Source organism: Sorangium sp. So ce131 (assembly GCF_051519095.1).
GTDB lineage: Bacteria > Myxococcota_A > Polyangia > Polyangiales > Polyangiaceae > Sorangium.
Genome location: NZ_CP150455.1, coordinates 9224819 through 9237876, shown reverse-complemented (window position 1 = coordinate 9237876; position 13058 = coordinate 9224819). Strand labels below are relative to the sequence as shown.

The 13058-nt window shown below is 74.5% G+C and carries 14 protein-coding genes; 8 read left to right on the top strand and 6 right to left on the bottom strand.

Translation table 11 applies throughout. The features are described from left to right. Positions 1-69: 69 nt before the first annotated feature. Positions 70-456 (top strand): hypothetical protein, encoded by a 387-nt coding sequence (locus WMF43_RS33345; RefSeq protein ID WP_437670959.1) that lies wholly within the window; start codon positions 70-72, stop codon positions 454-456. 133 nt (positions 457-589) lie between these two features. On the opposite strand, the gene WMF43_RS33340 is transcribed toward WMF43_RS33345, so the two are convergent. Beyond that, complete coding sequence (locus tag WMF43_RS33340; RefSeq protein ID WP_437670958.1) at positions 590-712, bottom strand: hypothetical protein; 123 nt, start codon at positions 710-712, stop codon at positions 590-592. Positions 713-833: 121 nt separating this feature from the next. On the opposite strand from WMF43_RS33340, the gene WMF43_RS33335 reads away from it, so the two are divergent. Next, the gene (locus WMF43_RS33335) at positions 834-1790 is read left to right on the top strand and encodes an RNA polymerase sigma factor (protein ID WP_437670957.1); all 957 of its coding nucleotides are present in this window, start codon (positions 834-836) and stop codon (positions 1788-1790) included. Further along, the gene (locus WMF43_RS33330; protein WP_437670956.1) at positions 1787-3088 is read left to right on the top strand and encodes a FecR domain-containing protein; all 1302 of its coding nucleotides are present in this window, start codon (positions 1787-1789) and stop codon (positions 3086-3088) included. The genes WMF43_RS33335 and WMF43_RS33330 overlap by 4 nt, the downstream gene beginning before the upstream one ends. 43 nt (positions 3089-3131) lie before the next feature. On the opposite strand, the gene WMF43_RS33325 is transcribed toward WMF43_RS33330, so the two are convergent. Then, the gene (locus WMF43_RS33325) at positions 3132-3443 is read right to left on the bottom strand and encodes a PilZ domain-containing protein (RefSeq protein ID WP_437670955.1); all 312 of its coding nucleotides are present in this window, start codon (positions 3441-3443) and stop codon (positions 3132-3134) included. A gap of 68 nt (positions 3444-3511) precedes the next feature. On the opposite strand from WMF43_RS33325, the gene WMF43_RS33320 reads away from it, so the two are divergent. Continuing rightward, a complete protein-coding gene (locus tag WMF43_RS33320) occupies positions 3512-4621 on the top strand; it encodes a hypothetical protein (protein ID WP_437670954.1) in 1110 nt (369 codons plus the stop codon). Between the two features lie 15 nt (positions 4622-4636). Here WMF43_RS33320 and WMF43_RS33315 read toward each other — a convergent pair whose 3' ends face one another. The 3 genes from WMF43_RS33315 to WMF43_RS33305 all read right to left on the bottom strand — a co-directional run bounded on the left by WMF43_RS33315 (position 4637) and on the right by WMF43_RS33305 (position 8064). Beyond that, positions 4637-5200, bottom strand: a complete 564-nt coding sequence (locus tag WMF43_RS33315; RefSeq protein WP_437670953.1) for a hemerythrin domain-containing protein — start codon at positions 5198-5200, stop codon at positions 4637-4639. A gap of 154 nt (positions 5201-5354) precedes the next feature. Continuing rightward, positions 5355-7601 (bottom strand): hypothetical protein, encoded by a 2247-nt coding sequence (locus WMF43_RS33310; protein WP_437670952.1) that lies wholly within the window; start codon positions 7599-7601, stop codon positions 5355-5357. A gap of 58 nt (positions 7602-7659) precedes the next feature. Further along, a complete protein-coding gene (locus WMF43_RS33305; RefSeq protein ID WP_437670951.1) occupies positions 7660-8064 on the bottom strand; it encodes a PilZ domain-containing protein in 405 nt (134 codons plus the stop codon). A gap of 48 nt (positions 8065-8112) precedes the next feature. On the opposite strand from WMF43_RS33305, the gene WMF43_RS33300 reads away from it, so the two are divergent. From WMF43_RS33300 to WMF43_RS33290, 3 genes are all read left to right on the top strand, one after another. Further along, positions 8113-9861 (top strand): class I adenylate-forming enzyme family protein, encoded by a 1749-nt coding sequence (locus WMF43_RS33300; RefSeq protein WP_437670950.1) that lies wholly within the window; start codon positions 8113-8115, stop codon positions 9859-9861. A gap of 88 nt (positions 9862-9949) precedes the next feature. After that, positions 9950-11050, top strand: a complete 1101-nt coding sequence (dnaJ, locus tag WMF43_RS33295; RefSeq protein ID WP_437670949.1) for a molecular chaperone DnaJ — start codon at positions 9950-9952, stop codon at positions 11048-11050. 103 nt (positions 11051-11153) lie between these two features. Further along, entirely contained in the window at positions 11154-11999 is an 846-nt protein-coding gene (locus WMF43_RS33290) for a pyruvate, water dikinase regulatory protein (protein WP_437670948.1), read from the top strand. 39 nt (positions 12000-12038) lie between these two features. Here the strand turns inward: WMF43_RS33290 and larE are convergent, their stop codons facing one another. Then, the gene (larE, locus tag WMF43_RS33285) at positions 12039-12899 is read right to left on the bottom strand and encodes an ATP-dependent sacrificial sulfur transferase LarE (RefSeq protein WP_437670947.1); all 861 of its coding nucleotides are present in this window, start codon (positions 12897-12899) and stop codon (positions 12039-12041) included. Between larE and WMF43_RS33280 the strand changes: the two genes are divergently transcribed. Then, entirely contained in the window at positions 12898-13053 is a 156-nt protein-coding gene (locus WMF43_RS33280) for a hypothetical protein (RefSeq protein WP_437670946.1), read from the top strand. The two genes, larE and WMF43_RS33280, sit on opposite strands and share 2 nt — an antisense overlap. Positions 13054-13058: the final 5 nt, after the last annotated feature.

Below are 13058 nucleotides of genomic sequence, written 5' to 3'. Positions count from 1 at the left end.
TAAACGTCGCAGATGCACAGCGGCGCGGCCCGTGATAGGGTCGCCGCCCTTTCGGGGCAAGTGACGACGATGGGCACCAAGATCGAAGATTTCTTGAAGGAAAAGAAGATCGACCCCCGCCGCATCATCGCGGCGTCGGTCAAGATCGAGCGGCTTCAGCCGGAGGATCGGGCGATCCGCCTGACCAAGCGGCTGGCCCGCGGCAGCGAGGACGCCGCGAAGAAGAAGGAGGCCGCCGGCACCAAGAAGCCGCGCAGCGGCCGCCCGGTGACCGACCGCACGCTGAACGCCGCGCTGCAGGGCAAGCCGATCAGCGGCCCCGCGAAGACGCGCGTCCTGCGCGCCGTCAACCGGATCCTGGAGCAGAAGAAGCAGGAGCAGGTGGCGCTGTCAGCGCTCTTCGACCTGCCCAAGAAGGGTGGCGCCGCGGCCGAGGGGGCCGAGGCCGCAGGATAGGCTGGCCGGGGGCGACCCGGACGTCTTCCCACGACCTCCCGCATCGCCCGGCCTGAGGGCGCGTCGTCCTGAGGGCGACGCGGGCTCTCGCCGGGCCGCCTCTTCAAAGCTCCCCTGGACCGAGCCGGTCGTCCTACAGGCGATCCCGGCGGCGGGAGTTCAGCTCGAGCAGATCGGCAGCGACGAGGGCCACGGTCAGCGACACGGCGATGAGAATCATGCGCTGAAGGTCGCGCCGATATGCCTCGAGGACCAAGTTTTGTGCGTCTCCGGACGGGATCGTCGGGCAATCTCTCTCCGGGCGACCTCCGAGCGACGGGACGACGGTGCGCGCGCCGCGCTGAATGATCGGGCCGGACGCCGCATCGAAGGCCTTCGTGGGTACCGTGGCGGTCGAGACGGACGCAGTCTGGGCGCACCTCTCGCGGTCGTTCGCCTCCCTGGGCTGGGGCGCGCCGGACCCCTTTGGCGACGACCTGCTCGTGCGGAGGGCAGAGGAGGCTCGCCTGTCGCTGGCGCGTCTGGTGGACGCGGTGCGCGCGGGGGACGATCCCTTCCGCCGCCCCGCGCTGGTCGTGTCGCCGTCGAGCCCCATGACGCCCGAACGGGCGGCTAGGCTTCCGCCCGTGACCGAGCCCGACGATGTGAGCGAGCTGATCCGCCGCTTCCAGAGCGGCGACCCGGCCGCCTTCGCAGAGATCTTCCGCAGGTACCGGCGCGACGTCGCGCGGCTCGTCTTCAGGATGCTCGGACCGACCGCCGACGCCGAGGACGTCATCCAGGAAGTGTTCATCCAGGTGCACCGGAGCCTGGGAGAATTCAGGGGACAGTCGAAATTTACGACCTGGCTTCACCGGGTGACGGTGAACGCCGTGCTGATGGTCCGGCGCGCGGCGCGCAGCCGGCCGGTGTTCGCCGGCGAGCCGAGCGCCGAGCTCGAGGTCGACGGCGGCATGCTCCCGGACGAGGACGCCGCGCGCGCGCGCCGGATCGACGCCTTCCGGAGGGTGATCGCGCGCCTGCCCGAGAAGAAGCGGATCGTGTACGTCCTGCACGAGCTCGAGGGGATCGCGCCGGCGGAGATCGCGGAGATCGTCGGCGCGCCGGTGCTGACGGTCCGCACGCGGTTGTTCTACGCGCGGCGCGAGATCGAGGAGATGATGCGCGGTGAGCCTGCGCTCGCCCAGCTCGCCGCCGAGCTGGCGCAGGGCGGCGACGACAAGGCGGACGGCGCGTCCGGCCCGCGGGCGACGCGCGAGCAGGTTTCGGTGGGGGGCGCTGCGGCGGGGTTTTCCGCGGCGGATCAGGCAGCAGTGGACGCGGAGGACATGTGAGCGGCGCAAAGCAGTACGATCGGGCACGCGAGCACATGGAGCGGCTGCTCCGCGCCGAACAACCACCGGAGCCGTGCTGGGACTCGATCGAGCGCGAGCTGTTCGCGCGGATCGAGCGCGAGCGCCCCGCCCCGGTCCACCGCGCGGCGCCGGGTGATGGACGGGGACGGCGCGCTCCGCTCGGGCGCGCGCTCCTGGTCGCGGCCGTCGCGGCTGCCCTGGCGCTCGCCGTGACGCTCGTGGTGCGGCGCCCCGCCGCGCCCGTCGAGACGGCCTCGACCGCGCCGCGCGCCCGCGATCTCGCGGAGATGCCCGCGGCGCCCGGGAGCGCCGGCGCGCGCGGCGATCTGGACCATCGCGCCCTCCGGCCCGGCGACTCCGTCGAGGCGGCGGCGTCCGAGGTCTCCTTCGTCGACGTCGGCGTCCTGCGGTGGACGCTCCTGCCCGGCAGCCGCGCCGTCGTGCGCGCCGTCGGCGCGGCGGGGCGCGGCCACGTGCTCGCGCTCGAGCGCGGCTCGCTCCGCGCCGAGGTCGTCCCGCGCGCGCCCGAGGAGAGGCCCGCCGACGTGTTCGCCGTCGAGGTGGGCGGCACGCGCGTCGCGGTGCGCGGCACCCTGTTCACCGTCACCCGCCTGGACGATCGGGTCGAGGTCGACGTGGAGCACGGCACGGTCGCGGTCGGCCCTGCTGCGCCCCGCGGCGGCGCGGCGGAGCACCTGCTCGTCGGTCCGTCGCGCGGCACGTTCTCGCTCGACGGGGACACCGCGGCCCGCCATCTCCCGGGCCCCCCGCCGCCGGAGAGCGCCGCCACCGCCGCCGCGGCCCCGCCGCCCTCGCCGCCGCCCCCTTCGCCCCGCGCGGCCGCCGAGGTCCACGCGGCGCGTCCGCCGAGCGATGACCCCGCGCAGCCGGAGATCGTCGACGCGGCCGCGGAGCCTGCTGCGCCCGCCGTCGATGCTGCCTCGGCGCCGCCGCTGCCCGCCGACCCGGCGCCCGCCCCCGAGGCGCCCGCCCCGCAACCGTCGGCGTCGCCTCTCCCGCCCGCGCTCACGCCTGCCTCCGTGCAAGCCTCGCTCGCGAGCTGTTTCGCGCGCGAGACCGCCGGCGGATCCTCCTCGGTCCGGCGGTCGGTCGTCTCGACGCTGCGCATCTCCGTGCGCTCCGACGGCAGCGTCGCCGGGCTTCGCTTCAACCCGCCCCTCCGGCCTGCGCTGCAGGCCTGCGCCGAGGCCCTCTACCGCGGGCGCTTCGCGGGCGGCCCGCAGCAGATCGACATCCCGCTGACCATCGAGGACTGAGCGCGACCGCCGCCGCGCCGGCGCCGCGCGGCGAGCCCCGCCGTCAGAGCTCGCTGAGGAGCTGCGTGAGCGCGTAGGTCTCCCGCGCACCCATCACCCCGAACTGCACCCCCATCCCCTCGGGCGTGGTCCACCGCACGATCGACGGGATCGCGGCGGGCTGCTTCAGGCCCTCCAGGGACAGGAAGACCTCCACGCTCGCGCCGAAGGGGGCCGGGGCGGTCGTCTCGATGAACATCCCGCCCAGGCTGATGTCGCGGCATCTCGCCTCGACGCGCGGCCCGTCGCCGAGCCGGAACGCGATCGAGAGCTCGATGGGCTTGCGCGGGTGCTTGCGGTGATCTCGCACGGTCATCCTTGGCGTGGTGCGCGGCCTGGTAGCGCCGCGCGCCGGGTTATTCTGGAGCGCGGAGGAGACGATCAATGTCGCGAGCCGAGAGCGTCGCTGTCAAGCGCGGGGAGCCGCGCTCGGCCCGGTTCACCCGCGCCGCGCCGGGAGCGCGCCGCGGATGGAAGAGGCACCTCGAAGGCTGGGAGCCGGGGCTCGTGGCCGTCTTCATCGCCGCCTCCGCGGCGATCCTGGCGGTGCCGCGCCCGGTCGAGCCCGCCGATCTCCCGCTGCCGCTCGCGGACGCGCGCGCCCTCGCCCGCGCGAGGGACGCGGACGCCGCGCGCGCCCGCGAGGCCGAGCGGCTCGGGCTCGACGCCGAGGTGCGCGAGCTCGGCTCGGCGTTCCGCGCGTTCGGGGTCGTGGACGCCGACGCAGACCACACGGAGGCCGAGCTCCTCGCCGCACGCAAGCGCGTGCTCGCGGCGGTGGGACCGGCGCTCGCTCAAGGGGATGAAGCGGTGCTCCGGCTGCGGGCGTACCAGCTGAGCTCGTTCCTCCGCGAGGTGCGCCGCTTCGAGGCGACCGGCGAGGAGACCGACGAGCTCCGCGAGCTCGGGGGCAACTTCGTCGGGTTGCTCCGCCGGAACGCCTGGCTGGAGGAGGGGAAGGCGAAGCGGCGCGGCGGCGGCGCGGCGCGCCGCGTCTCCATGGACGGCACGGTCCTCGGCGTGCTGTTCAAGAAGCGCTGGAGCGCCGTCGTCGGCGTCCAGCGAGCCCCCTTCGGTCCAGCGCTCGACGAGGAGCGGGCGCTGTTCAGCTTCCTGCTCTCGCACCCCCTCGGCGTCGGCGCCGGCGGAAAGGGCTTCGCGGCGCCCGCCGGCGAGGAGCCGGCGTCGCCCCTCGAGGATGCGCCGGCGGGAGCGCCGGGGCCGCGCTCGCCGGCGGCGGCGTTCCGCGAGGCGGAGGCGCGGCGCGCCGAGGAGCAGTATCGCCTCAAGAAGATCGACGAGCTCGCCGCGCTCGACCCCGCCTACCCGAAGCACCTCGCCCGCGGCGTCTCCCTCTACCGGCTGGGCAAGTTCGTGCAGTCGGCCGAGGCGTTCCGCAGCCACCTCGACGAGCACCCCGACGGCGCCTACGCGCTCCGGGCGCAGAACTACCTGCGCGCGGCGCTCGGCCGCACGCGCGACGACCAGCTCTAGCGCTGCGCGGCGCTGCTACGGGCCGCGGCGGAGGCCGCCAGGCCGATGGGGGCGGCCGCTGATGCCCTTGGCGGGGTTGCCCTGCCCGCCACGCCCGCGGCGGGTCTCCATCTCGTTCATGATCGCGTGCATGGCGGAGGGCTGGAGGAACCGGCGCGCGGCCGGGAACACCTCCTGCTCCTCGCAGGCGATGTGGCGCTGGTAGTCCGCGCGCAGGCGGTCGACCAGCTGCGGGACCTCCAGGGCCGCGCCGGCGCCGCCGTCTCGCTCGATCGCGGCGCGCAGCTCGTCGATCGCGCGCTGGTGCGCCTTGTGCTCCTTCCGGAGCCGCTCGAGCGTCGGCGCGAGCGACTCCAGCACCGCCAGCCTCGGGAACAGCGAGCGCTCCTCGTCCTCCTGATGCCGGATCATCGAGCGCTCGAAGTACGCGATGACGCCGGAGAGCCCCTCGAGCGCGGCGGCGCGCCCGCGCGGATCGCCGAGCCCGCGCGCGGCGCGCTCGATGTCGTTCAGGTTCTCTTCCAAGCTCCGGTGCGCGGCGGCGAGCTTCTCGAGCGGATCGATCCGGTCATCGGGCATCCCGCGATGATTGAGCAAGAGCGCTCGCCGTTGGGAACTTTTTTCACCCGGGCGAGGCGCCCGCGCCCACCGTGCCACGTGGAGGTGCACGCGCCCTACATCCCCGCCACCCCCGGCCAGCGCTCGGCCGGCGTACGGGGGCGACATCGCACCTTCAGGGCAGGTTCACGTTGGGGGGCAGCGCAGGGCGCAGCTCGGTGGTCAGCATCTCGCGCGCGAGGTGCACCTCGAGCAGATCGACCACTGGGCTCTTCGATACCGTCCGGAGCCGCTCGTCCGCACCGGGGTCGCCGGCGGCCTTCCGGGCCATCGCGGTGTAAAATTGCGCCTCCACCCGCTGCGCCGCGCTCTGGGCCAGCTTGGCGAGATCCGCGTCGCTGATCCTCCCGTTCGCCCAGGCGGCGAGCTTCCCCGTCCACGTCGCGCGGTTCGTGGCCGCCTCGAGCGCACGTCCGGCGGTGCCGTCGGTCGCGACGCCCATCGACCGCTCCAGCAGCAAGACCCAGAGCCCGCCGTAGACGAGGTCGTCCTCGTCCACGTTCGCCTCGAGGGCGCGCTTCAGCGCCCGCCGCGCCGCGGGGAGGTCGCGCCGGACGAGCGCGCGCCCGACCGCGTCGAGCATCGTCGCCCCGAGCTGCGGCGGCTCGGCCGTCACCAGGTTGAACGCCCGCTCGTAAGCCCGGCCCGCGCCCTTCGCGTCGCCGTAGCCGTCGAGGATCCGCGCGAGCATCCGCTCGACGCGCGCCTTCGCGCCGGGATCCCGGGCGCGCTGGCGCGCGTCGAGCGCGGCCGAGAGCGCGGCGTCGAGCGACTCCTTGGCCCGGTCCTGCGTGCCCGCGTCGCGGTGGAGCTCGAAGGCGAGCAGGTGCGCCTGGATGACCTCGAGCGGCGCGGAGCGCGCGTCCGGCGCGCCCAGCGCCCGCCGCACGTCCTCGAGCGCGGCCTGCGGCTCGCTCGCCTGACGCTCGGCCATCGCGAGCACCGTGAGGCCGTTGACCGTCGGCTCGGCCGCGGTCGCCGCGCGGAGCAGCGGGAGCGCGGCCGCGAGGTTGCCCGCGCGCAGCTCGAGCGACGCCATGAGCGAGCGGACGCGCGCGCCGGACGGGTCGACGCCGCCGCCGCCGCGCGCCGCCCGATCGGCGAGCACGAGCAGCGGCCCCGCGGCGCTGTAGGTGCGCCGGGCGGCGTCGAAATCGTCGGTCGACGCCTCCTCCGCGAGCGCGCTCAGCACGAGCCCGAGCGCGGCGCCGAGCGCGTCAGGGCTCGGCCGGTCCCCGAGCGCGCCGCCGACCACGAGCGGCGTCGCCTCGGACATCCCGAGGCGGATCATCACCTGGGAGAGCAACGCGGCGCTGTCCTGGCTCAGCGGATCGCGGCGGTAGGCCTCGAGCGCCGTGCCCCAGAGCGCCCCGTCGAGCAGGTCCTGGGAGATGCCGGTCTCGGCGTCGCGCTCCTGCGCCTCGTGGTGGGCGAAGGCCGAGGCGAGCGCCTGCCACGACGCCGCGTCGTCGGCGGACGCGGCGGCCTTGACCCGCTCGTAGAGGCCGGGCGGGACGACGCGGCGCGCGCTCGTGCGGTCGATCTGCTCGATGGCGCCCTTCGCGTCCCCGTAACGAAGGAACAGCGCGGCCATGCTCGCGCCGCCCGACTCCAGCGCGCGCGCCGCCTCGACCGCCTCGTCGCGCTCCGGCCGCTTTCCCCCTTGCCGGAACTCGATGTTGAACTCGATCGCCCGGTCGATCCAGGCCGCGGTGGCGGCGGCGGCGCGCTGGATCGACTCGGGGCGGCTGTCGATCAGGGCGCGCGAGACCGACGCGCGCTGCTCCATGCCGAGCTGCTCGAGCGGCCCGCCGGTGCGCGTGTCCTTCATCCAGCGGTCCAGCGCGGCGAGGTGCTCGTCGATCTCGGCGCGCGCCCGGCTGCCGCTCGGCAGCGTGGCGGCGCGGAGCTCCATCAGCGCCCGCACCCGCCCCTCGTCGCCGCGGGGGCTCAGCCGCTCGATCGCGCCGGCGAGGGCGCGCTCGCCCACGGCGTCGACCATCTCGGCGCGGCCCTCGCCGGGGCGGACGAGGTAGAGCGCCCCGAGCACGCTCGCGAGGCCCCGGTCGGGCTGCCCCGCGTTGAAGCGCGCCGCGGCGTGCGCGAGCTGCCTGCGGATCACGCCGACGAGCAGCCCTGTGCGCTGCGCGCCCGGCGTTCCGTCGCGCACGATCGTGTAGAGGCTCGCGGAGAAGTCCGCGTCGCGGACGTCGACCGGCGCGACCCGGCCCTCGGCGGCGCCGGGAGGCCCCTTCGCCCCCGGCGAGCCGGAGGCCCCGCAGGCGGCGGGAGACAGCGCGAGCGCGAGCGCGGCGAGGCCCCGAGCGAGACGGCGCCGGGGGAGCAAGGTCGGCAGCGACATTGCGGGGCAGTGTACACGGGCGACGCGCGCGCGCATCCCCGGCGACCGGGGCACAGCGCTACCGCGAGCCCTCGCCGACCCGCCTGCCGAGCAGCTTCGACGCGAGCGTCTCGCCGAGCTCGCTCATCATCAGCTGCTCGACGACCGACTCCGTCGCGGCCCGCTCCGCCTCGCTCGCGTACTGGAACTCGATGCCCATCCCCGGCGGAGACACCTCCGTCGCCTCGGAGGGCATCACGATCCATTTCACCCGCCCCCGCAGGCGGAGGGGCTCGGCGAGGCCGCGGATCGAGAGGGCGAACACGAACTCGGTGCCGATCGCGAGCGGGCGATCTGTGCGAATGAACGTCCCGCCCTTCGAGATGTTGCGCGTGTAATCGGCGAAGAACGTGTTGAGCCGTTTGTACTCCACGCTCAGCTCGATCGCGGCGCGCCGGGCTGAGCGGCGGTCATTCTCCGTCACCGCTCCACCCTATCACGGCGGGCGCAAGCCAGAGTAAAGTCGCCGGCCATGGCGGTTCGTGACGCGCTCGCGGCCGGGCGGCGCCGGATCGGCGCGCTCAAGGAGGAGGTCCTCGTCGCCGGACGGGCGGTGACGCAGACCGGGCTGCTCGCCGCGCTGCGTTGGCCGGGGCTCAAGGTCGCCGCGCGCGAGCTCGCGCGCGGCAAGGCGAACCCGTCGCTGGTGTTCCGGTTCTACGCCGCGAACAGCCCGCACCGGAGCGCGGTCATCGACCCGCGGAGCCTCGCGCCCGGCGCGGCGGAGGGAGAGGCGAGGGGGCCGGCCGAGGACCGGGCCTACTCCTACTTCGAGCTGAACGAGCGCATCGATCGGCTGGGCCTCGCGCTCCACCGGCGCGGCATCGGACCGGGCGCGACCGCGCTCGTCGCGCTCAAGAACCGCCCGGAGTTCGTGATCAGCCAGGTCGCGATCGCCCGCGTCGGCTGGTCCGCCGTGACGGCGTCGTGGCGGTCGACCCCCGCGGAGCTCGCCTACCTCGCCGGCCACTCCGGGGCGCGCCTGCTCCTGTTCGACGCCGACGTCGCGGACATGATCCGCGAGGCCGCGCCGCGGCTCGAGGGGATCGCGCGCGAGGACATGATCGCGGTCGGCGGGCGCGTCCCGGGCTTCGCGCACCTCGACGAGCTCGTCGAAGGGGGCGGCGCCGCCCCGGACCGGAGCGATCAGGCCGCGGTCGTGATGTACACGTCGGGCACCACCGGCAAGCCGAAGGGCGCGGTGCGCCGCTTCGGCGGCGGGATCGTGATGTCGGCCTTCGGGGCGATCGGCGCGACCCCGATGCGCGCGGGCGACGTGCACCTCGCCGTCTGCCCGCTCTACCACCTCACGGCGTTCGGCTTCGTCAACATGTCGTTCATGCTCGGCGCGACGGTCGTGATCCTCCCGGAGTTCCGGCCCGAGCTCTTCCTCGAGGCGATCCAGCGCTACCGCGTGACCACCACGGCGGTCGTCCCGACGATGCTCCACCGCGTGCTCGAGCTCGGGGCGGCGCGCCTCCGGGCGTACGACACGTCGTCGCTCACCGCGATCTTCACGGGCGGCGCGCCGCTGCCGCCGGCGCTCGCGGCCGAGGTGATGGGGGTGTTCGGCGACAAGCTCTACAACTTCTACGGCGCGACCGAGACCGGCATCGTCACGATCGCGAGCCCCGAGGATCTGCGCGCGTCGCCGGGCACCATCGGGCGCCCGGTCGCCGGCAGCGAGCTCCTGCTCGTGGGCGAGGACGGGAGGCCGCGCGCGGACGGCGAGGTGGGCGAGCTGTACGTGAAGAGCCCGCTGCTCGTCTCCGGCTACCACCGGGATCCGGACGCCACGCGCGAGTCCATGCTGGGCCAGTACTTCTCGGTGGGCGACCTCGCGCGCCGCGACGCGCGCGGCTGCTACCACATCGAGGGACGCAAGCGGGACCTGATCATCTCGGGCGGCGTGAACGTGTACCCCGCGGAGGTGGAGGCCGTCCTCCACGACCACCCGGCGGTCGCCGAGGCCGCCGTGGTGGGCGTGCCCGATCCGGCCTGGGGCGAGCGCGCGCGCGCGTTCGTCGCCCTGCGCCCCGGCGCGAGCGCGAGCGAGGACGACCTCCGGGCGCACTGCCGCGCGCGGCTCGCGGGCCCGAAGGTCCCGCGCGAGTTCGTCTTCCTCGACGCCCTGCCGCGCAACCCGACGGGCAAGGTGATGAAGCGCGACCTCGCCGGAGCCGAGCGGAAGCAGGCCGGGGCCGACGGGAAGCAGGGGTAGGGACGCGGGGAAGACGCGGGGAACACCACCGGCGGCGCGCCCCGGTAGCCGCTGTCCCGGGGGCGCGATCGATGCTATTTCGCACCTCGTGCGCGATCCGTACGAGGTACTGGGCGTCGAGCGTTCCTCCACGCAGGACGAGATCAAGAGCGCTTTCCGGCGGCTCGCCGCGCAGCACCACCCCGACAAGAACCCGGGCGATCAGGGGGCGCACGTCCGCTTCAAGGAGCTGAACGCCGCGTACCAGATCCTGAGCGATCCGCAGAAGCGCGCGGCGTTCGACCGGTTCGGCCCCGCCGCCGTCGGCGCCGCCGCGGGCTCGGGGGTCCAGGGCGTCCCGTTCGACATGCACGACCTCAACCTCGACGCCATCTTCGGCGACCTGCTCGGCGCCCTCGGCATCCGGGTGGGCGACCGCGGGACGCTGCAGAAAGAGGTGCGGATCAGCTTCGAGGAGGCGGCGTTCGGCTGCACCAAGCAGATCACCTACGATCGCGTCGAGGCGTGCAGCGACTGCGCCGGCTCGGGCTCCGCGCCCGGGGCGGCGACCGAGCGCTGCGCGGCGTGCGGCGGGCGCGGCCGCGTCCGCATGCAGCAGGGGATGCTCCCGATCGCGATCGAGCGCCCCTGCGGGCGGTGCCGCGGCACGGGCCGGATCGTGACCGACCCGTGCAGGACGTGCCGCGGCGCCGGCCTCGCCGCGAAGCAGAAGACCATCGAGGTGACCATCCCCGCGGGCGTGGAGAACGGCGCGACGCGCCTCGTGGAGCGCGGCGGCAACGTCGCCCGCCCCGACCGCGGGCCGGGCGACCTCGAGCTCACCATCCGCGTCGCGCCGCACGAGTTCTTCCGCCGCGTCGGCGACGACATCGTCTGCGCCGTGCCGATCTCGTTCGCGCGCGCGGCGCTCGGCGGCGACCTCGAGATCCCGACCCTCGACGGCAAGGGCCGCCTGCGGATCCCGCCGGGCACACAGCCGGGCTCGGTGCTCCGGATCAAGGGCAAGGGAATACCGCGCCGCGTCGTCGGCGGGCGCGGCGACCAGCTGGTCGAGGTGAGCGTCGAGGTGCCGACGCAGCTCACCGCGAGCCAGAAAGAGCTCATCTCCCAGCTGGCGAAGGAGCTCGGCGAGAACGTGCAGCCGCAGCAGGCTTCGTTCATGGACAAGCTCAAGGGGCTGTTTGGTTGACGTGCGGCGCGCCGCCGAGTGATCCTCCGCGGCGCGAAGCGCGTCGAGGCACGAGCCCTGCCTCGCTGCCCGGGCCGCCGAGATGGCGACGGGAGCATCGGACATGGAGAAGCCGAAGTTCATCGACGTCCTGAGCGACTCCACCGGAGAGACGGCGGAGAAGACCGTGCGCGCCGCGCTGCTGCAGTACCCGCAGGCGGGCGTGCAGATCCGCCTGCACACGCGGGTGCGCACGCCGGAGACCGCGCGGCCGGTGCTCGAGCGCGCGGCGCGGGAGGGCGCGCTCGTGGTGTTCACCGTCGTGAGCCCCGAGCTGCGCGAGTTCGTGCACGCCACCACGGCCGAGCTGAACATCGAGGCGATCGACCTGATCGGCTCGCTCATCGTCCGGCTCGGCACGTTCCTCGACCGGGAGCCGATCAACCTGCCGAGCGCGATGCTCCCGCTCACCGAGGAGTATTTCCGGCGCATCGAGGCGGTCGAGTTCGCGGTGAAGAGCGACGACGGCAAGGAGCCGCGGAACTTCAGGAAGGCGGACATCGTCCTCGTCGGCGTCTCGCGGACGTCGAAGACGCCGCTCTCGACGCTGCTCGCGCAGCGCGGCCTCAAGGTCGCGAACCTCCCGCTCGTGCTCGGCGTCCCGCCGCCGATCGAGCTGATCGAGGCGCCGCAGGACAGGATCATCGGCCTGACGATCGGGATCGACCAGCTCTGCGAGATCCGCCAGGCCCGACTGCGTCAGCTCGGGATGCCCGCCGAGACCAACTACGCGATGCGCGAGCACGTCCGGCAGGAGCTCGAGTACGCGAGCCGGCTCTTCTCCGCGCACCCGGAGTGGCCGGTGGTCGACGTCACCGGGCGCGCCATCGAGGAGACCGCGGTGATCATCCTCGACCACCTGAAGGAGCGGGACGAGCGCGCGAGGGCCGCGCACGCGACGCTGCTCTGACCTTCCTCGCGCGCCGCGCGCGGCACGCTGGCCGCGCGGTCAGCTGACGATCTTGAGGGCGCGGCCCACGAGGACCTCGTTGTGGCTGCCCATCCGGTAGCCGCCGAGGTCGAGTGTCACGTACCGGAAGCCGTGCCGCTTGCCGGCGGCCACGATCTCGGCGCGCACCGGCGGCTCGGCGGCGCGCGGGAGCTCGCCCGCGTCGAGCTCGATGCGCGCGAGCTCGTCGTGGTACCGGACGCGGACCTGGCGGAACCCGAGGCCGCGCAGCGCCGCCTCGAAGCCGCCGATCTGGGCGAGCCGCTCGCGCGTGACGCTGGTGCCGTAGGGGATGCGGCTGGAGAGGCAGGCGGCGGCCGGCTTGTCCCAGATGGGCAGGCCGACGCGGGCGGCGCCGGCGCGCACGTCGGCCTTGCTGAAGCCGAGCTCGACGAGCGGGCTCAGGACGCCCGCCTCGCGCGCGGCCTCCAGGCCGGGCCGGTAGTCGCCGAGGTCGTCCGTGTTGGTGCCGTTCAGGATCGCCGCGAGCGACCACTCGGCCCGCTTTCGCGCCGCGATCCGGTAGAGCTCGCTCTTGCAGTGGAAGCAGCGGTCGGGGTTGTTCGCGACGTAGCGCGGGTCCTCGATCTCGGAGGACTCGACCAGCCGGTGGTCGGCGCCGATCAGGCGGGCGATGGCCACGGCCTCTTCCTTCTCGGCCGGCGCGAGGCTCGGGGAGACCGCGGTCATCCCGACGGCCCGCGGGCCGAGCTCCTGGTGGGCGACCGCGAGGACGAAGGCGCTGTCGACCCCCCCGGAGTAGCAGACGAGGACGGAGCCGAGCTCCCGGAGGCGGGAGCGCAGCCCGGCGAGCTTGGGATCGACGGCAGGGCCCTCGGGCGTGATGGACGGCGCGGACATGGCGACGCTTCCTTACCACACGCCGCCCGGCGCGCCGGTCGGCGCGGGCGGCGCGGGCGGCGCGGGCGGCGCGGGCGGCGCGGGCGGCGCGCTCCGACGGGCCGCCTCCGGCCCGCCTCCGCCAGGTTACTTGCGGTTCGAGCGCCGGTTCTGACACGC

Excerpts from the sequence above, each read along its gene's own strand:
- WMF43_RS33345 (WP_437670959.1), top strand. The coding sequence starts at position 70 with ATGGGCACCAAGATCGAAGATTTCTTGAAGGAAAAGAAGATCGACCCC.
- WMF43_RS33325 (WP_437670955.1), bottom strand. The coding sequence starts at position 3,443 with ATGACCGTGCGAGATCACCGCAAGCACCCGCGCAAGCCCATCGAGCTC.
- WMF43_RS33320 (WP_437670954.1), top strand. The coding sequence starts at position 3,512 with ATGTCGCGAGCCGAGAGCGTCGCTGTCAAGCGCGGGGAGCCGCGCTCG.
- WMF43_RS33315 (WP_437670953.1), bottom strand. The coding sequence starts at position 5,200 with ATGCCCGATGACCGGATCGATCCGCTCGAGAAGCTCGCCGCCGCGCAC.
- WMF43_RS33310 (WP_437670952.1), bottom strand. The coding sequence starts at position 7,601 with ATGTCGCTGCCGACCTTGCTCCCCCGGCGCCGTCTCGCTCGGGGCCTC.
- WMF43_RS33300 (WP_437670950.1), top strand. The coding sequence starts at position 8,113 with ATGGCGGTTCGTGACGCGCTCGCGGCCGGGCGGCGCCGGATCGGCGCG.
- WMF43_RS33290 (WP_437670948.1), top strand. The coding sequence starts at position 11,154 with ATGGAGAAGCCGAAGTTCATCGACGTCCTGAGCGACTCCACCGGAGAG.
- WMF43_RS33280 (WP_437670946.1), top strand. The coding sequence starts at position 12,898 with ATGGCGACGCTTCCTTACCACACGCCGCCCGGCGCGCCGGTCGGCGCG.
- larE (WP_437670947.1), bottom strand. The coding sequence starts at position 12,899 with ATGTCCGCGCCGTCCATCACGCCCGAGGGCCCTGCCGTCGATCCCAAG.